The 19,177-nt window shown below is 37.7% G+C and carries 16 protein-coding genes and 2 pseudogenes; 12 read left to right on the forward strand and 6 right to left on the reverse strand.

Going from position 1 to position 19,177, the window contains the following annotated elements; genetic code table 11:
- The first annotated feature begins 303 nt into the window (after positions 1-303).
- From QK255_RS01555 to QK255_RS01570, 4 genes are all read left to right on the forward strand, one after another.
- Positions 304-624, forward strand: coding sequence for a PTS sugar transporter subunit IIB (locus QK255_RS01555; protein WP_002292494.1), 321 nt, complete (start codon positions 304-306; stop codon positions 622-624).
- 24 nt (positions 625-648) lie between these two features.
- On the forward strand, positions 649-966 hold the full coding sequence (locus tag QK255_RS01560; RefSeq protein WP_002292496.1) for a PTS lactose/cellobiose transporter subunit IIA: 318 nt from the start codon (positions 649-651) through the stop codon (positions 964-966).
- Positions 967-994: 28 nt separating this feature from the next.
- The gene (locus tag QK255_RS01565) at positions 995-2,248 is read left to right on the forward strand and encodes a PTS sugar transporter subunit IIC (protein WP_002292497.1); all 1,254 of its coding nucleotides are present in this window, start codon (positions 995-997) and stop codon (positions 2,246-2,248) included.
- A gap of 222 nt (positions 2,249-2,470) precedes the next feature.
- Positions 2,471-2,929, forward strand: coding sequence for a GNAT family N-acetyltransferase (locus QK255_RS01570; protein ID WP_002292498.1), 459 nt, complete (start codon positions 2,471-2,473; stop codon positions 2,927-2,929).
- 137 nt (positions 2,930-3,066) lie between these two features.
- Here the strand turns inward: QK255_RS01570 and QK255_RS01575 are convergent, their stop codons facing one another.
- Both QK255_RS01575 and QK255_RS01580 read right to left on the reverse strand, forming a co-directional pair.
- The gene (locus QK255_RS01575; RefSeq protein ID WP_002292499.1) at positions 3,067-3,381 is read right to left on the reverse strand and encodes a YrhK family protein; all 315 of its coding nucleotides are present in this window, start codon (positions 3,379-3,381) and stop codon (positions 3,067-3,069) included.
- Between the two features lie 30 nt (positions 3,382-3,411).
- Positions 3,412-4,545, reverse strand: coding sequence for an alcohol dehydrogenase catalytic domain-containing protein (locus QK255_RS01580; RefSeq protein ID WP_002292500.1), 1,134 nt, complete (start codon positions 4,543-4,545; stop codon positions 3,412-3,414).
- Between the two features lie 290 nt (positions 4,546-4,835).
- On the opposite strand from QK255_RS01580, the gene QK255_RS01585 reads away from it, so the two are divergent.
- The gene (locus QK255_RS01585) at positions 4,836-5,696 is read left to right on the forward strand and encodes a hypothetical protein (RefSeq protein ID WP_002292501.1); all 861 of its coding nucleotides are present in this window, start codon (positions 4,836-4,838) and stop codon (positions 5,694-5,696) included.
- Between the two features lie 411 nt (positions 5,697-6,107).
- Here the strand turns inward: QK255_RS01585 and QK255_RS01590 are convergent, their stop codons facing one another.
- Positions 6,108-7,802, reverse strand: a complete 1,695-nt coding sequence (locus QK255_RS01590) for an oleate hydratase (RefSeq protein ID WP_002292503.1) — start codon at positions 7,800-7,802, stop codon at positions 6,108-6,110.
- 56 nt (positions 7,803-7,858) lie between these two features.
- Positions 7,859-7,987: a hypothetical protein gene (locus QK255_RS01595; protein ID WP_002287569.1), complete on the reverse strand. Its 129-nt coding sequence runs from the start codon at positions 7,985-7,987 to the stop codon at positions 7,859-7,861.
- 431 nt (positions 7,988-8,418) lie between these two features.
- On the opposite strand from QK255_RS01595, the gene QK255_RS01600 reads away from it, so the two are divergent.
- Together QK255_RS01600 and QK255_RS01605 are read left to right on the forward strand one after the other, a co-directional pair.
- Entirely contained in the window at positions 8,419-8,784 is a 366-nt protein-coding gene (locus QK255_RS01600; RefSeq protein ID WP_002292505.1) for a DUF1622 domain-containing protein, read from the forward strand.
- The gene (locus QK255_RS01605; RefSeq protein WP_002292507.1) at positions 8,781-9,146 is read left to right on the forward strand and encodes a DUF1622 domain-containing protein; all 366 of its coding nucleotides are present in this window, start codon (positions 8,781-8,783) and stop codon (positions 9,144-9,146) included. The genes QK255_RS01600 and QK255_RS01605 overlap by 4 nt, the downstream gene beginning before the upstream one ends.
- A gap of 160 nt (positions 9,147-9,306) precedes the next feature.
- Here the strand turns inward: QK255_RS01605 and QK255_RS01610 are convergent, their stop codons facing one another.
- On the reverse strand, positions 9,307-10,734 hold the full coding sequence (locus QK255_RS01610) for a helix-turn-helix domain-containing protein (protein ID WP_002292509.1): 1,428 nt from the start codon (positions 10,732-10,734) through the stop codon (positions 9,307-9,309).
- Between the two features lie 469 nt (positions 10,735-11,203).
- Between QK255_RS01610 and tdc the strand changes: the two genes are divergently transcribed.
- The 4 genes and pseudogenes from tdc to QK255_RS01630 form a co-directional block, all read left to right on the forward strand.
- On the forward strand, positions 11,204-13,039 hold the full coding sequence (tdc, locus tag QK255_RS01615; RefSeq protein ID WP_002292510.1) for a tyrosine decarboxylase: 1,836 nt from the start codon (positions 11,204-11,206) through the stop codon (positions 13,037-13,039).
- Between the two features lie 306 nt (positions 13,040-13,345).
- Entirely contained in the window at positions 13,346-14,824 is a 1,479-nt protein-coding gene (locus QK255_RS01620) for an amino acid permease (RefSeq protein WP_283341574.1), read from the forward strand.
- Positions 14,790-16,037 (forward strand): annotated as a pseudogene (locus QK255_RS01625) (amino acid permease); the annotation flags it as partial. The gene QK255_RS01620 and the pseudogene QK255_RS01625, both read left to right, overlap by 35 nt.
- Positions 16,024-17,187, forward strand: a pseudogene (locus QK255_RS01630) (HAD-IC family P-type ATPase); the annotation flags it as partial. The pseudogenes QK255_RS01625 and QK255_RS01630, both read left to right, overlap by 14 nt.
- Before the next feature lie 6 nt (positions 17,188-17,193).
- On the opposite strand, the gene mafR reads toward QK255_RS01630, so the two are convergent.
- Positions 17,194-18,633, reverse strand: a complete 1,440-nt coding sequence (gene mafR, locus QK255_RS01635; RefSeq protein ID WP_002292515.1) for a global transcriptional activator MafR — start codon at positions 18,631-18,633, stop codon at positions 17,194-17,196.
- Between the two features lie 143 nt (positions 18,634-18,776).
- On the opposite strand from mafR, the gene QK255_RS01640 reads away from it, so the two are divergent.
- The gene (locus QK255_RS01640) at positions 18,777-19,139 is read left to right on the forward strand and encodes an MmcQ/YjbR family DNA-binding protein (RefSeq protein WP_002292517.1); all 363 of its coding nucleotides are present in this window, start codon (positions 18,777-18,779) and stop codon (positions 19,137-19,139) included.
- Positions 19,140-19,177: the final 38 nt, after the last annotated feature.

Here is a 19,177-nt window from a genome sequence, read left to right on the forward strand (position 1 = left end):
TTTCGAAGATATTGATTGTATTTGATGGTTATTTGGAATAAAGGAGGTTGTGAAAGTAGCATTTTGACCTCGTATTCAAAAAAGTTGTGACAAAAGACTTGTCACAACTTTTTTTGTGCACGTTAAAAGAAATAAATACAATAAAAAAGAATTTGTGTGTTTAGTGTGCGCTTTCTTTTTTAGTGTGTATGCAACTTGGTATAGACCATAAACGTGATATTATCAACTTTTTAAAGCGCTTTTAAAGTTGGCACACTACTTGCTTTATATACAAGTGTAAGAATAGAAAGGAACGTGTTTAAAATGGAAAAGAGAACAATCATGCTTGTATGTTCAGCGGGAATGAGTACAAGCCTCCTAGTCACAAAAATGCAAAAAGCAGCAGAAGCAAAAGGAATGGAAGCAGATATCTTTGCTGTCTCTGCCTCAGATGCAGATAATCAACTAGAATCTAAAAATGTAGACGTTTTACTTTTAGGTCCGCAAGTACGTTTTATGCAAAATCAATTTGCTGAAAAGCTAGCACCTAAAGGCATTCCTTTAGATGTGATCAATATGGCTGACTATGGCATGATGAATGGTGAAAAAGTACTCGACCAAGCAGAAAAACTAATAAACAAATAATAAAAATATCGGAGGAAACAAGAAATGGAAGATCAAAAAAATCTAGAAGCCATCATGGGTCTGATCATGTTTGGCGGAAATGCAAAAAGCGATGCAATGGAAGCGATTGCTGCTGCGAAAAAAGGAGATTTCACTTTAGCAGATGAAAAAATCAAAGATGCAGAGGAATCTTTAGTCCAAGCACATCACTCTCAAACAGAGATGCTGACGCAAGAAGCACAAGGAAACCACGTTGAAGTAACACTTTTGACGGTTCACAGTCAAGATCACCTGATGACATCTATTGCTTTTACAGATTTAGCAAAAGAAATCATTGATCTGTATCGTCGGTTGGATGCGTAATTCACAGTAAAGAAAAGAGGGAAGATTTATGGATAAATTTGTTGCATTTATGGAGAAACATTTTATACCTGTCGCATCAAAAATTGGTGCACAACGGCATTTAGTTGCGATTCGGGATTCATTTATGGTGAGTATGCCGTTAATGATTTTAGGAGCATTAGCAGTAATGATCAATAACTTACCGATTCCCGGATTCCAAGAATTGATGAATTCAATTTTTGGCGGTGAATCATGGAAAGGATTCGGGGCTGCAGCTTGGAACGGCACATTTGCCATTCTTTCTGTCTTGATTGCTTTCTTACTTGCGTATCATTTAGCTAACGGCTACCGAAAAGACGGTGTTTCCGCAGGTGTGATTTCTTTAGGCTCTTTCTTTGCTTTAGGCGGAGCATTAGGTATGAGCTCAAACGGTTTGTTTATTGCTATTATTGTTGGGATTATTTCAACAGAAATCTTTGTACGTTTAAGCGGAAATGAAAAATTGATCATCAAAATGCCTGATGGTGTGCCACCAGCAGTTGCGAAAGCATTTGCTTCATTACTGCCAGCAATGATCACTATCTCTGCCTTTGCTTTAGTTGCTGCAATTTTTGCTGCATTTGGGGTTGATGATATCGTAGGTTCGTTCTATACAGTGGTCCAAGAACCATTTATGGGACTTGCGAACTCTTATCCATCTGCATTATTGCTTGCATTTATCACACCATTCTTATGGTTCTTTGGTTTACACGGGGCGAATATGGTCGATCCTTTGATGCAAACGATCAATGCGCCGGCAATCGAAGCAAATGTCAATGCGATCGCAGCTGGACATAGCGCACCATTTATCGTGAACAAACCTTTCTTCGACAGCTTTGTCAATTTAGGAGGAACAGGTGCAACATTAGGTTTACTGTTAGCTATTTATTTAGTAGGACGTAAAAACAAACCGTATATGGTTGTAACAAACTTGTCGATTGCGCCAGGTGTTTTCAATATCAATGAACCAACGATGTTTGGTTTACCGATCGTATTGAATCCAATCATGTTCATTCCATTTATTTTGACACCAATGGTCTTAGTTAGTGTTGCGTACTTTGCGACTTCTACAGGTTTAGTGCCAGCAGCTACTGTTATGCCACCATGGGTAACACCACCAGTTATTGGCGGTGTATTGGCAACGAAGAGTATTGCAGGTGGTGTACTGGCCGCTGTCAATCTGCTCCTTTCTATTTTGATCTATCTGCCGTTCGTCAAGGTAGCTACGATCCAAGAAAGAAGAAAAGAAGCTTTGGATGCTTAATGAAAAAAGAAAGCAGAACCGGTTATCTGGTTCTGTTTTTTTTATGGAAACAAGTAATTTAAAACTTAGGATCGAATAATGAATGAGAAAATCGAGGTATATTTGTCTTGAAATTTGTGTATAAATAAAGAATCCCATTCATTCAAAAAAATCGAGCGATTGAAAAGCTATTTGAAATACAAGGTGCTATAATAGACCAAATATGAATGGGAGAGAGTACAAATGGAGAGAAGAACAGTCATAAAATTGCGGGATCGACCGACGTTGATAAAAGAAACAGCCGAATGGTTTGCTTCAAAATGGCATCTGCCAGTTGCTGTTTATGAAGAAAGTATCCAAGCAAGCACGAGAAAAAACACATCGGTTCCGCAATGGTATGTGGTATTGAATGAATGGGGAGAGATTATTGCAGGTGCAGGTGTTGTTGACAATGATTTTCATGATCGGGTAGATTTGACTCCGAATGTCTGTGCGCTGTTTGTTGAAAAAGACTACCGAAACCAACGGATTGCCAAAATGATTTTAGAAACGATCAAGCAAGACTTTGCAGAAATGGGCGTAAAGGTGCTTTACCTTGTGACGGATCATACGGATTTTTATGAAAAATACAATTGGCAGTTTATCGGGATGGCTCAGGATAATGAAGGAATTCCTGTGCGAGTGTACCAAATGACGCTGTAAGAGTAGATACATGAAACAGCATAGACGTGAGTATATAGAGAAGGAAACCGAAAAATTGTTCTATACTTAGAAATTTTTTCGAATCGCAGTATGCGAAATATGCACAACACAAGAATAACAAAAAAGCATGGAGAAGGCTAAACTGCCTTCCCATGCTTTTTCCTTGTTCTTTTCTCGTCGTAAATAAAAATGTTCCTAACGATTCTGAGAATAGGACGAATCGTCAAGAAAACAGCACCAGCCAAATAAAAATAGGTGCCATATCGATCGGGGATTTTAGTTAAGGAAGCAAGGCTTCCAAAAATATAGAAAATCCCGGTTAATAAGTCGACAGCTAGTGAGATCAATGTGTAACGGTTTTGGAAATAGAAGCGGAAGCGACGTCCTCGTATTTCGATATCTTCTTCTTTTCCTATTTCGATCTCATGGGTATTTCGTTTGATTTTGGGCATAAAGAAAATCACCTGTATTTTTTACTGATTTCAAGGTTTCAAAACAACTTTTATATTTTTATCTTCTTTTTTGTCAAAGATCTCATATGCTTGTGCTGCTTCTTCCAGTGGTAGCGAATGAGTAATGATTTGTGTAGGATCAAATAGTCCTTCTGCAATCATTTCGTAGATTTTCGGCATCAGATGGATAATTGGTGCCTGTCCATGCTTGACCGCAATATCTCGCATAAAAAACTCTTGAAGCGGGTAAGAAGAAGCTGGCGTCATATACACACCAGTTACTTGGACGGTTCCGAATTTTTTGACAGCTTGCGAAGCCATCTGTAATGGAGAAATCGTGCCGCTTTGTAGGCTCACCAAATTTTTTGCTTTTTCTTTTACAGGTTCTAACCCATCCATTCCTACACAATCGATGATGACATCGGCACCACCTTTAGCCAACTCATACAATTCCGTTCCAGCTTGTGCTGTGTCCTCTAAGAAATAAGTTTCCACGCCGTTGTAATTAGCCGCTTTATCTAAACGATGTTGTACTGGATCCACTGCAATCACGCGCTCTGCTCCAGCCATTACAGCGAATTTTTGAGCAAATAGACCGACTGGACCAGATCCTAGAATCACAACTGTATCGCCTTTTTTTACGCCTGCATTTTCAACGCTCCAATAAGCTGTAGGCAAAATATCTGATAAAAACAAAACTTTTTCATCAGGAAGATTATTATCTGGAACGACAAATGAAGTAGAGTCTGCATAAGGCACTCTTAGGTATTCTGCTTGCCCACCCCAATGATTGCCATTCAACTTGCCAAAACCGAAAAGCCCGCCATATAACTGATCTGGATTTGATTCATCACATTGGCTTTCCATGTGATTCAGGCAGAAATGACAATGACCACAACTGATATTAAAAGGGATAACTACTCGTTGCCCTTTTTTCAATGTTTGAACTTGTGATCCTACTTCTTCAACGATTCCCATAGGTTCGTGACCTACAACATACCCTTTTTCCAAAACTGCTTCACCATGATGGTAAAGATGCAGATCGGATCCGCAAATGGCGGTTGCTGTGATACGGATGATTGCGTCTGTTGGTTCTAATATTCTTGGATCATCTACGTTTCTGATTTCCATTTTTTGTTTTCCTTGCCAAGTGACTGCTTTCATTGGAGATGCTCCTTTCAGATTCACAAAATTGTCTGCATTATTGGTACTACAGATAGTTTCATTCTAAAGGAGTTCTTATCTTTTTGATAATGAAACGCTTTTTTCTCAACATAAAAATCCTCAAAAAAGCAAGAGTTCCAAAAATTTTTTTTATTAGAAAAAGAAGGAGTGTGCCTTCATTGTATCCTTACGTACAGTAAAGTATAGTTGAACTATTGAATCATTTTAACTATTTAAACAATAACCAACCATCATTCGTTTCAGTGAAAAAACAAATACGAGGAGGCGTAATGAAACAAATTCAAAATAAATGGAATAAACGGATCATTGTTATGATTAGTTCTGTCTGCCTGTTTTGCCTGACTGTTATGCTTTGTTTAATAAGCACCTTGGCAAATCAACATTTTATGTTAGAGCAAAACATGCAATCGGACTATGCGAAAAAAGTAGCTGCTGAGATCAATCGAGAGATCCAAAGCTATCATTATGAAATCGGAGCTCCGGCTGAAGCATTGGAAAAGATTGTTTCTGAAGAACTAGTACAAAAAAATATCGAGCTTTTCATCCGCAACAGATATGAAAAAGAACCAGCAGAGCTGATCGGAGAAAAAGAAGTAGAAGAAAAGCTCCAAGAGATAATCAATACATACAAACAAGAAGAAGCAGAGGATGATCCATTTGCTAGTGAAGAAAACAATTTACTCATCTATATGACTTCTGGGATTTTTCGACGAGGAATACAATCAATTTATTTGATGTCGTTCATCGATCAGATATTGACGATACGAGAGCGAATGGTTTCTTTTCTTCCAGTGATCAGTAGTATCTTACTTGTATTGCTGAGCGGAGTGTTTTACTTATACAGAATGTCTTGGAAGAAAGTTCTTTGGTCATTTGCAGTGGTGATAGGAGGTGCGGGCTTCCAATTATTAAGTCTGTCAGTCAGTCTCTATTTGTACGATATGACCAGTCAGTTAGATATTCGAACCCAAGCACTGCAACATTTGTTAGACACATATATTTTGTCATTCATCCAATTTTTTAGTGTAGTAGCAATCGTTGAAGTAGTGATAGCAGCTGGATTATGGTGGATTGGCAAGAGAGTGAATACTGAAAAAAAGGTTTTTTCAAAAAGAAACGAATATAAATAATAAGAGGTTGTGACGTGAAATCTGTCACAACCTCTTATTATGAATAAACGGTGTTCTCCTACCAACTCCTCAGTCAAAAGTCACAATATTCATAAAACATAGGAAGCTATTTTTTGAAATTGCTTCTTGTGACTCAGAGCTAAACGGTAGGTTCACAACCTCTTGGTAAACGGTGTTCAAAAGCCAGTTTCTCGGTATTAAGCCAAATTTATGTAAAAATGTGAGGAACCATTTTCACAAAATTTTTCTTAATACTCGAAACTAAACGACTTTTTCACAACCTCTTGGTAAACGGTGTTCAAAATCTTGCATCTGCGGTAATAAGTCCAACCAAGTCAAAAACATAAGTAGCTGTTTTTGCTTGGCTGTTCTTATTACTTGATGCAAGGCAGCTTTTTCACAACCTCCTGATTATTCAAACATTTTTTTTGCGGCACGAGCTAGAGTAGGGATGTCTTTGTCGTAACGCGGTGTTTTGACAAGACGGGACATAGGGATGCCCGCAAAATGGAAAGCAGCGATTTCTCCAGAACGTACAGCACTTTGTTCAGTAAAGATCATCTGATAAGGCTGCTCAACAAATTCTCCTGTAAAGGCCAGATTGGTTGAATGCTTAGGAATGACTTTTGGTCGATCACTTTTTGCACGGTTATTAAATAATGCAGAAGCATAAGGCATATAGACAGGGATATTATTTATTACGCTGTCGAAAATCTCTGTTTCTTTTTCCCGAATATTCACTGGACCAGGATCTACTTTTGAAAGTTGTCCGATCAGTTCTTCCAACATTTCTTTTCCGTTCATCTTAATATACTGTTTATCCACAAATTCGCCACGTCGTCTTGGATAAAGGAAATAACCCCAAATAACTGTTTCATTTGGTTTTTGAGACGTAAAATGCGGTTGATGATGCACGACGATAGACATATTGACATCTTTTTGGCCTAATGGCGTGATCGGTGTAGTTGAAATAAATGAATTCAAGGCATTTCCTGGTTCTTGAGTCGTGATACGGGTGATTTCATTCAATAACAGGTGGTTTTTCGTCGTCAGAGTAAAGCTGACCCATTCGCTCGCATCTCGATCCGCGAAAAATTTATCGGGATTTCCTAAGTTATAGAAACGTTCGCTGGCTTTTTTCCAGAGACTAGAAGCTGCACCATAGTCCATATTTTCTACAGCTGGTGTTTCGTAATCTCCCAAAGTAGCTGAATCTGTAATGGAACCATTCGTGAAAATGACCGCTGTATCTTCATCTACCGTGACATGTTCCTCTTCCTGAGTCAATGTATTAGTCATTTTCAAACCAGTGACAGTGATTTCATCTTGCATCGGTGTATCTTTGAATTCCCAGTCAGTGACACGGCGGTTCAAAATGATTTTGCATCCTTGTTCTTTCAAGTACTCGATCAAAGGAAGCATGATACTTTCGTACTGATTGTAACGTGTTCGATTGACGCCCACTAAATGCTCGATTTGAGTGAATTCATAAATCATTTGATGCATATAGCGACGCAATTCTTGAGCAGAACTACGTGTTCTGAAAGCAAATGTTGTTTCCCACATAAACCAGAAGTTTGTTTCAAAAAAGTGTGGATCATCTTTGAAATATTCTTCGATAGTGATATTGTCTAGTTTTTCTTCTTCTGAATCAGGCATGGCAATCAGTTTAGTCAGAAGAATACGGTCCTTGTTGTTGAAGCCCAGTTTTCCGCCGTCAATGATCCCTTTACCACCTTCCATCAAACGTGCTTTGTCAAAGGTACGGTGTTTTGCATCAAAATCTCTCGTATCTTCTTCAGCAGTCATTCCTGGCTCAGTAACAGAAGGTATTCGACTTAATAGATCCATCAAATCTACATAGGTACGGTAATTAAGCATGCGACCGCCTCGAGCAATATAGCCTTTTTGGTTTTCTAATGGATGATTTTTATTCCAATATTCATCCACTACAGTGTCGGTCGGTGCACCATCATTTGAACCGTGATCATCCAATGAATAAAAGGTGATCTGATCCCCTTTCCATTTGCCTTCTTGAATCAAATAAACAGCCGCTGCCATATTGGCAATACCGGCACCAATCATTATTGCTTTACTTTTTCTCATTGTGATTCCTCCAATGTCTTCCAAGTATGTCCGTAGTGATTCAACGAAATAGGATGCTAGATGGATTCAAATTCATCATATAAATGACTGTCATCTTCGAATAGCCCTGTTTTTTTTCCTAGATATGCAGCGCCAAGGGCAAGCAAACCTAAACCGATGCCGACTTTGATTAATTTTTTACTCATGAAAAACGCCTCCTTGCTTTCTCTTTCTATATCCAAGGATAGTTCGTTTTTATGAGAATGCCAAATGATAGGGTGAGAAGAAAAAGGAATTTTTGACAAAAAAGAAGAAGTGTCTGATTTTCCTGTAATTAGTAATAGGGTAGGGAAGAAGAAAAGTTTTGAGGAGATGTATGGTTCTATTTTTAGAAATTTGGGTAAAAAAAGCGCGAGACAGTGCCACTTTGAAAAGCTGATGACGGACTAAGCCTTATTTTAACTTGCTATGTTGTTTTGGATACTTCCATGATGTATGGATGGTGAAGAATGAGAACGGGAAGAGGAGGATTTTAGGCAAGGTGTGATCAATAAAACAACTTTTAAATAGACGAACAAGGTCTCTTTCTTTTACAATAAAAGAATAGGAACAAATTAAAAGAAAGTAGGTAGCTTATATGTTTCACTCAAATTTGATTGAATTTCTAGAATGGATCATTGCTATTTTAAATATTTGTTCTATCGGTATATTAGTTGCTGGGATCGTTCTTGTTCTATTCAAACTTTTTGATTGGTCTCATGTCAAGAAAAACTATGCAGAACGTAATACTCGTAATGCAGATACAAGAAAACTGTTAGCAAGTTATATTTTGTTAAGCTTGGAAGTACTAGTCGTTGCTGATATCATCGAGTCAGTTATCAAGCCGACTTGGACAGATATTTTGAAGCTTGCACTTATTATTATCATTCGAACAGTCATTTCTTATTTCTTGAATCAGGAAATAGAAGACAAAGAGAAACAAAGAAGAGGAGAGATGGGATGACGACAGAGTTGATGCAGTTTCTTCTTCCATATTTTGAAAAACTTGTACTGGGACTTGATATTTTTGCTATCTGTTTATTGATTTGGGGAGTTTGTCTGTCGATTAAGGATTTCTTGAAATACTTATTTGTCCATACAGAAGCGAAAAACGACCGAGTCAGTGAGAACAATGCTATTAAAAAGATGTTGGGAGGTTATATACTCCTAAGTTTAGAAATTCTTGTTTCGGCTGGGATCATCGAATCGATTATCAAACCTACTTTGCAGGATATTTTCCAGCTAGCTGCATTGGTAGTTATCCGAACGATCATTTCTTATTTTTTAAATAAAGAAATCGGGCCAGTAGATGTCCCAAATAAGTGAGGTTATGAGCCCGCCGTTTATCGAGAGGTTGTTAAGAAGTGGGCAGATTCAAGGAATAAGAAGAAATTTATGAAAATTTCGGCTTATTTCCGAAGAAGTTACTTTTGGAATATTGTTTATTCAGAATAAGAGGCTGTGACATGATGTTTATCACAGCCTCTTATTTATTTTGCACAGCTGAAACGATTGCTCGTTCGATCGTATTGATTGAAATAGGAATAATATTCTCATATTGGACTGCATCCGGTGTATATAATGTACGTTCACATAACACTCGGTTCGAAGGTTGCTTTGCATACTTCTTTATATCAGATATACTTGCATAGATTGTTGGTGCAACTTGAAAATCGAAAGTAGTTACAGCTTCCAAGGCTTCCCGATAAATCAGATAATGAACATCCGAATTTGTGACGATATAGATAGTCAGACGTTCTTTTGTCAGACGGAGAATTCCACTCAATTCGATGACAAAAGCTCGCATGCAATTAGGATTAAACCGTAGATCATAAGGTAGCCGTTTGGCCCAACTGGAAAAAAGTGTTTGGACGTCTTTATATAAATTTGCCTGTTCCTCATTTAGAAGATAAAATTTTTCCGGCATGAATAATTGATAGTTATCCCAAGCCGAACGCATCAGATGAATCAGTGCACGTTCAAATGGCTGATTCCCGAATAATTCTTGACGGAAATGAGTTTCAAAGGTAGCAACTAGTTCTTTTATTTCGGGAGTATTATCAATAAACACTTGGTGTAGCTGTTGAAAATCTTCCGCAATCAACTGATAAGAATGGAAACCATAATTACAAAGATTGAACAGTGTCAAAATAAAGACAAATTCTTCTTTTTTATAATAGGTTTGGAAATCAGTGGTTTCCCATGCTGACTCGACATAATTGTAAATAGGACGTTTTTTGATTTCTTCGATAAATGTTGGATCTATTGTCACCGTACACAACTGTTGGCGCAAGAAACTAATAGCAAAACCAATCGATAAGATTTCTTTATTTTCTTTATCATAAAATCTACCGCTATTCTCCGTTACAGATTCAATGAAACGATCCGCACGTTCAAAAAACGATTCAGGTAGCTCCCAGGACTTAAAGCTGCCTAAACGATAAGCCACATTAAGAAGCAACAGACGTCTTTCCATTTCAGTGAATCGAGGGGAGTAGCGGTCGATTTCGATCCCACAATCATGAAAATAAGCCAATACTTGTTTTTTTAAGGAGTAAGCTTTGCTGACAGAGATGAATTCACACTCAGTTAATTGGAGATAATCAGGTTCATCTTCTTCCAAATAAAGCAGGCAAGTTTTTAAAAACAACGAATTTTGGGTTAATTGCTGCATGATCTTACATCGAGGTATATGTTCTGAAAAATATAAAGTGTAACAATCCTTTTCCCGATGTGTATAAACAATTTGTTCTTCAAATTCTTTTTTTATGTTATTGATATCATTGAGTAAAGTGGTTTTGCAAACATGTAGAAGATTGGAGAGCTTTTCTAGATTGACTTCTTTATTTACATAGAATTGTCCACATAAAAACAGCTGTCTCAAAATATTCTTCTCAATATATTCTTCAATCATAGTAAAGCCTCCATCTTGTATTTTTTTGCACAATATGGAAAATATTATGACATGTTTTCTTTTGGAAATCATCAATTAATTTCTGAAAAAGCCTGTAAATTCCGTTAATAAAAGATTTTTATGTTATAAAAATTGAAAAATAAATATTTTCATTAGAAAATAGATTGTGAATTTATAACAAGAAAAAGGAATGCAAATACAGTTGATGAATGAATGATGGTCATTTAAGTTATTTGTTCGTTTTTTTTAGACTATCCATTTTAGAAGTCTGATTTATTAAAAAATTGTTCGTTTTTCCACGTTCAATTATCAGAAAAATCCGACTTTATTTATTTTTGTTTGAAATATTCTACGTGAATCTGATGTTATAAAAAAAATTTTCTCATTTTTGGCGCTATAGTGAAGAGGTGTTACAGATAAGCACATGTATCTGCGAGACATTGACCAACGAAATATGGAGGGAAGAAACATGAAAGATATGGATATCAAGGCCGTCTTTATAGGCGACAAAGCTGAAAATGGACCAGTTTACAAAATGTTGTTGAACAAGATGGTAGATGAACATCTTGGCTGGAGAGAAAATTATATTCCTTCAGATATGCCTGCAATTAGCGAAGGAGATAAGCTAACTCCAGATTATCTAGCCACCCGCGACCATATGATAGAAGTCTTGGATGAAGTCAGTCAGCGATTACGCGCAGGATCGATCCCCTGGCATTCAGCAGGCCGTTACTGGGGACAAATGAACGCTGAAACACTGATGCCTGCTTTATTAGCTTACAATTATGCGATGCTATGGAATCCCAATAACGTTGCACTAGAATCTTCTATGGCAACTTCGCAGATGGAAGCAGAAGTAGGACAGGATTTTGCCTCACTATTCAACATGGCAGACGGATGGGGACATATTACAGCAGATGGTTCTATTGCTAACCTTGAAGGATTATGGTACGCCCGTTGCATCAAATCGATTCCTTTAGCTGTCAAAGAAATTCTGCCTGAAAAAGTGAAAAACATGTCTGAGTGGGCTCTTTTGAATCTGTCTGTTGAAGAAATTTTGGAAATGACCGAAAGCTTTACGGATGAAGAGATGGATAAGGTCAAAGCCGCTTCTTCTCGTAGCGGAAAGAATATCCAAAAATTAGGGAAATGGCTGGTTCCTCAAACAAAACACTATTCTTGGATGAAGGCGTTAGATATTTGCGGAGTCGGCTTAGATCAGATGGTTGCTATCCCAGTTCAAGAGGATTATCGAATGGATATCAACGCTTTGGAAAAAACAATTCGTGAATTAGCTGATCAAAAAATCCCGATTCTAGGTGTGGTTGCTGTCGTAGGAACAACAGAAGAAGGACAAGTAGACAGTGTAGATAAAATCATCCAGTTAAGAGAAAAGTTAAAAGATGAAGGTACCTATTTCTATTTACATGTTGACGCTGCATATGGCGGGTACGCGCGTTCACTGTTTTTAAACGAAGCAGGAGAATTTGTGCCATATGCTTCCTTAGCTGAATTCTTTGAAGAGCATCATGTATTCCACCATTACGTAACGATCGACAAAGAGGTATATGAAGGATTCAGAGCTATTTCAGAAGCGGATTCTGTCACGATTGATCCGCATAAGATGGGCTATGTCCCTTATGCTGCTGGAGGAATCGTGATCAAACATAAAAATATGAGAAATATCATTTCTTATTTTGCACCATATGTGTTTGAAAAATCAGTCGAAGCACCAGATATGCTAGGTGCTTATATTTTAGAAGGCTCAAAAGCAGGAGCGACGGCTGCTGCAGTCTGGACAGCTCATCGTGTATTACCATTGAATGTGACCGGATATGGTCAATTGATTGGTGCATCAATCGAAGCAGCTCAAAGATTCAGAGAATTTTTAGAACAATTACACTTTACTGTAAAAGGAAAAACGATCGAAGTCTATCCACTGAATCATCCTGATTTTAATATGGTCAATTGGGTATTTAAAGTACAAGATTGTGCAGATTTGAACGCTATCAATGAATTAAATGAAAAAATGTTCGATCGGTCTTCTTATATGGATGGCGATGTTTATGGTGAACGGTTTATTACTTCTCATACGACATTTACACAAGAAGATTACGGTGATTCTCCGATCCGTTTTATTGAAAGAATGGGTCTATCGAAAGAAGAATGGCAAAAAGAACAGCAAATCACTCTGCTACGTGCGGCTATCATGACTCCTTATTTGAATGATGATCGAATTTTCAATTTTTATACAAAAGAAATCGCGAAAGCAATGGAAAAGAAACTAAACGAAATCATCAAATAGAACTGATTTTTGTGTGAAAGAATAGCAAGAGACATATGGAGAACAGACAATTATTTGCCTCATCAAAACAGTTGTATTTCCCCCTGTTTTTCATATATTCCTCAGCAAGACATTCTTTTTTATAAATCTTTCTATAGTTGGTTCGTTCGTTTCATGTATCAAACCCAGTTCACTAAGTTCGTTCAATGGATGTTTCGGTGATACTGGGTTTTGTACTGAATCGATGAAGCCTTGTCACTTTTGTTCTTGAACAAAAATAAAAGAAAACGAAAAACATGTCGCTATTGAAAGAAAGAAGGAATAAAGATGAAAGATGCTGGTTCATCAAAACAAATCACGACCATGACCTTTATCGGGATGACCTGTGCCCTTGTAGCAAGTGTACGAAATATTCCAGATGTGGCAGCAACGAGCTGGACGATGATTTTTTACATGCTGGTTGCCGTATTGTTATATGCCTTTCCGATCTCATTGATCTCTGGTGAATTTGCCGGAATGTTTCCTCAAAAAGGTGGTCCAGAACTTTGGGTATCGAATGCTCTAGGAAAAAAATGGGGATTCGTTGTCTCCTGGCTGTTATGGGTCCAAATGTTTCCAGGGATGGTGATGGTTGCTTCAGCACTCGCTCCGTTGTTTGGTAATATTATCGATAATGTGCCGCTTGGGCTGAACAGCAAATTTACATTAGTTGTTATTTTAGTTGTTTATTGGATCATCATTTTTTTGAATTTAACATTCGACATGGCAAAAATCGGAGGAAAAATCGGTGTTTGGTTAGGTCTATATGTGCCTTTGACGATGATGCTCTTATTAGGGCTTGCTGCGTGGTTCAAAGTTGGAATCGTACCAACCGGAACATTAGGCAATTTTTCATGGGACAAAGTAATACCAGATAGTACGACTGCATCCTCATTTGTTTATTTTGCGCCGATCATGTTTATTTTTACTGGCATCGAAATGTCCTCCGTGTATATCACTCGATTGAAGAATCCAGTGAAAACGTATATTCGTGGGGTATTTGCCGCGCTGATTTTTATATTTTTCGTCAATATTTTGAATGCTTTGGTTGTAGCAAATGTCGTACCAAAAGGTCAAATGGAATTGAATAATATCGCACAATCTATTTCGATTTATTGCCAAATTCTCGGTTTGCCGCATCTTATTGTGAATCTGTTTAGTTTGCTTGTCTTCATCGGTGTGGCCGTCCAATTATCTGCTTGGGCATCAGGACCTGCAAAGACAGTGACAGAAAGTGCTAGAAAAGGTGCGTATCCACCAAAATTCAATTTTTGGAAGACAAATCAATTTGACGTATCCAAATCCGTTATTTTGACTCAATCTGTCATTATCTCAATCTTTGCACTTTTTTATTTGCTGATTCCTGGCGTCAATCAAGCATTTTTGATGCTAGTTAATTCAACTACTGTAATCTATTGTATCGTCTATGTCATTATGGGGATCTCGGTTTTGAGATTACGTTATACACATGCAAAGTTGAACCGTCCATTCAGAATTGGAAAAAAAGAGAACAAAAGCAATCTTGGCGTCTGGGCGATCGTTATTGTTTTATTTGCGGCAATCGGCTTTTCTGTCGGACTGACGATGAAAGCTGGAACATGGATCAATCTAATTGCAGTCACAGCCATCAGTGTCATTTTGTTTGTAGTACCACTATGTATTGAAAAAATAAAGAAACCTTCTTGGGAACAGGAAGTCGCCATGCTGCTTGAAAAAGAAAAAGGTGAACTTGATGGAAAAACCGGCAATGAAACGGACTCTAACTAATCGAAATATCCAGTTAATCGCACTAGGTGGCGCAATTGGAACAGGATTATTCTTAGGTTCAGCAAAGGCAATTGCACTGGCAGGACCAGTTGTTATTCTCGTCTATTTGATATGCGGTGTGGCTATTTATGGCTTGATGCGGGCTATGGGTGATTTGTTTTTAGCAAATAGTAAATTTAACTCTATCAGTGATTTCATTGACTACTATTTGGGTGAAAAGTGGGCCTTTTTTGTCAATTGGACTTATTGGCTTTGCTGGCTTGGAGCTGGACTTGCGGAATTGACAGCAATAGGATTGTATATCCATTTCTGGTTTGTACATGTACCAGCTTTGATAAGCGGAGGTAGTGCATTAATGATCTTAATGGCAGTCAATCTTGTTGCCGTCAAATGGTTTGGCGAATTGGAATCTTTTTTCTCAATCATCAAGATTTTGGGGATTGTTCTTTTTATTTTATTGGGTATAGGTTTGAGCGTCTCATATTTTCATACCCAGTCTATCGGAATCAAAGCAAATTTTGGACAGCTCAATGAATTACTCCCGTTTGGCTTTGCTGGAATGATTGCTTCATTTCCTATGGTTTTATTCAGTTTTGCTGGAATTGAAATGATCGGATTAACAGTTGGTGAGACGAGTGACCCACAAAAGAATTTGAAAAATGCAATCAACTGTCTGCCTTGGCGTATCCTCTTTTTCTATGTAGGAACGATTCTGTCGATTTTATTCGTTGTTCCATGGCATTGTTTAGATTTAAAAGAAAGTCCTTTAGTCACTATGTTGCAAATGATCCATTGCCAAAGCGGGGCAGCAATCGTCAATCTGATGATTCTGGTTGCTTCTTTGTCTTCGGCAAATAGTGCGGTTTACAGTACTAGCAGGATCTTATATCAAACAGCAAAAGAAAAAAGTCTGCCCCCTTGGTTTTGTGCGCTTTCTAAGAAAGGCGTACCTTTACACGGTATTTTGATTACAGGAACGTTATTTCTTGTAGGCCTTTGTCTACATTTTTTTGTCGCTGATAGTCGATTGTTTTTTCAGCTTTTGGCAGGTATGACAACGAGTTGTTTTCTATTTGTGTGGTCTTCGATCTTATGTGCACATATTCAATTTGTTAAAGAAAAGAAACGGAACACTATACCAAGATATAAAGACCTTGCTTTGTTGGTATTTTTTGCGGCCATTGCTTTCAGCTTGTTATTCGAAACAGGAACTCACGCATGAGACTTTAACCCAATTAACTTTTGCAGGGATTGCTGGGTTGATCGATCCGCCAAAAGAAAGTGCAGTCAAAGCTGTAAAGGAATGCCAACAAGCAGGAATCTCAGTGAAAATGATTACGGGGGATCACAAAGATACAGCAAAAGCGATCGCGGAACAAATTGGCTTGAAACATACTGCTAAAGTTTTAGAAGGGATCGATTTGGATCTTATGTCTGAAGAAGAGTTGACTCGACAAGTACCAAAAGTCGATGTCTTTGCTCGAACGACACCAGAACACAAACTGCGAATCGTGAAAGCTTTGCAGAAAAATGGAGAAATCGTCGGAATGACCGGAGACGGCGTAAATGATGCACCTGCTTTGAAAAGAGCCGATATAGGAATCGCTATGGGAATCAAAGGTAGTGAAGTAAGCAAACAGGCAGCTGATATGGTTTTAGGAGATGATAATTTCCATACGATCGCAAAAGCCGTAAAAGAAGGTCGGCGTATTTTGGATAACTTGCAAAAGACCATCAATTTCTTCTTACCAACTGCGTTAGCTCAAGGATTGATCTTGATTTGGGCGCTGATACTGAATCGGCCGCTACCTTTGTCCCCAGTACAGATTTTATGGGTCAATATGGTAACGACAATCACTTTATCTTATGCATTAGGGTTCGAGTCGCCAGATCCAGAAATCATGAAGCGTCCACCAAGAGATCCAAAGCAAGGAATCCTATCAGGTTATCACTTGTTTCGGATCATCTATGTCGCACTACTGATCATGGTTCCTTCCTATTTATTGGCTATGCAATTTGAAGGGCAAAGCTTACAGCAAACCATTCTTCTGCAAAATATCGTCTTAGCTCAAGCTGTTTACATGATCAATTGCAGAGAGTTGTCCAAGCCGTCGTTGAACCAAGGTCTTTTGCAAAACAAAGCGCTTTTTCTTTCATTGGGTATCCTTGCTTTATTGCAGGGGATGGTTATTTTTCTGCCAAGCGGCCAGCAGCTGATCGGTACAGTAAGTTTAACGATGACACAACAGTTATTGATTGGGGCAAATGTGTTTCTTCTATTCTTAGTTGTAGAAATAGAAAAAGGGATCATGAATAAACTGTTTCGCAAAAAAGAAAAAACAGCTAGAGAATTCAGTCGCTAGCCGTTACTATAAAAAAGTTTTGAAAGTGAGTTCAGTCAAACGATTGAGCTCATTTTTCGTTGGAATAGAAGAAATGTATACAATAGGGATATCTAGAGAATCCAGAGGGAAATTGGAAATCAAGATATCTGTTTTTTCAAAAGAAATAGTGGAAAGATCGGTTAGTTCGATAGGTAAGAAGCAGACACGTTTTCCCAAGTAATCTTTTAATTCCTGCTGCAAGAACGCCTTCCATGAAGGTTCTCCTTGGAAAATAAAATAGACATTGAACAAATTCGGTTTGATAGAAAAAATCGTTTGTTGGATCAGTAAAGACAAGAGTTGAAGAAAGTAATTTGGTTCATTGATTTCCATTTCTTTATTTAGATCGTTCAGTAAATTCTCTTTCTGCTGATACAAGTGTGCATATTGCTGATCATACGTCTCTAAAAAACGATGGTATTGGCGTTCCAAAGGTTCGATCAGTATCGGCGATTCATGATATTTTAATACGAGGAGAGCCAAGTTATCAGTCAGAGATGTTTTTTTTAGTTGATCAAGAGACAGCTCTGAAGCTAGTTCCTCTACAAATGTTTCGAGGACCTCTAAAAATGGAGAATGATGCAGGCAGCGAGCGATTTCTTGTCCATAGTTATTGTTGTAATTCCAACTTTCCAGAAAGCAGAAAGAAGCAAAAGAAAGCTCAGTGTCTTTAAGATAAATACCTTCCGTTAAATACAATTTTTTCAATGCAGAGTCATACAGGGAGGAGAGTGTGCTGTTGATATGGATAGAAGAATCTAATCGGCAATTCGCTTTTATACGGATCGTATTGATAAAGAACCAACATGTTCCGAAAATCTCTTCTGTTTCAACAGCTAGTTCAGTTTGACTGAGGTTTCTCAAAAATTGAAAATAATGGGATTCATGGATCGAATAATCCTCGAAAAAATAGTTGTTATGAGTGAAAGGAATCAGCAATCGATGATAGAAAGTACGAATCGCACGCTCTTTTCCAAGAATACAAGCTGTATATTTCGTCAAATCGATCTGCAAGTCGTAACTTGCTAAACGCTGATTGATTTTAGTCACATGTCTTTTCAATGTCCCATAAGAAAGCCCGTGATCCGCTAGAAAATCAGGGACAGCAACTTTTTTTGTAAAAAGCAGATTTTTCAGCAGTTCGACACTGACTGATTGTTTGAAAAAAATCTCCCAAAGGTCATTTGTTAATAAATTTTGATGGTTTTGCAAACTGATTCCTGCTTGATCGCTGAAGATGTCCCAGCCTTCGGGCAGCTGAGAGCGAATAGATTGAAGGTCAGAAAAAATCGTTCGTTCGGTTGTCCCTATGATTTCAGCTAATTCATTTACGGTTATCTTTGTATGATTCAGCAATTGTTCGACTAAAGAAACATGACGTCGAATATCTTTTTCGGTAATGATTTTTTTCATTAGTGAATACATAAATCAGACTCCCTTCTATTCTAAGAATACGGAGAAAATAAACGGTGGTCAAGTTTCAACTGATCTTTCAACCAGTATTCATTTTTCTATTCTTACGTGGTATCTTTGAATAAAGTGAATCAATAAGAAAGAGATGGAAGCAGATGCTAACGAAAAAAGAACTAATCGATCACATCGATGAAACATACAATTTGTCTCCAGAATATATTTTTAAAAAATTTCCTGATTATTGCGTATTCAGACATCAAAAAAGCAAAAAATGGTTTGGGGTCCTGATGTCTGTTCCAGAAGAAAAAATCTATGATGATGCAAGTGACCATAGGATCATCGATATCCTTGATTTGAAGGTCGATCCTGAACTTGGCGGAATTTTGCGAGGAAAAGAGGGATATTTTCCAGCCTATCACATGAATAAAGAACATTGGATCTCTGTTGATCTACGTAAAATAGAAAAACTAGATGAACTAGCAGGTTTGATTGATGGAAGTTTCAAATCAACGCAATGAATTCTAGGAAAAATAGAGAAGAGGTTGTGACAGAAGTG

Source organism: Enterococcus sp. ZQ21 (genome assembly GCF_030053755.1).
Classification (GTDB): Bacteria; Bacillota; Bacilli; order Lactobacillales; family Enterococcaceae; genus Enterococcus_B; species Enterococcus_B lactis.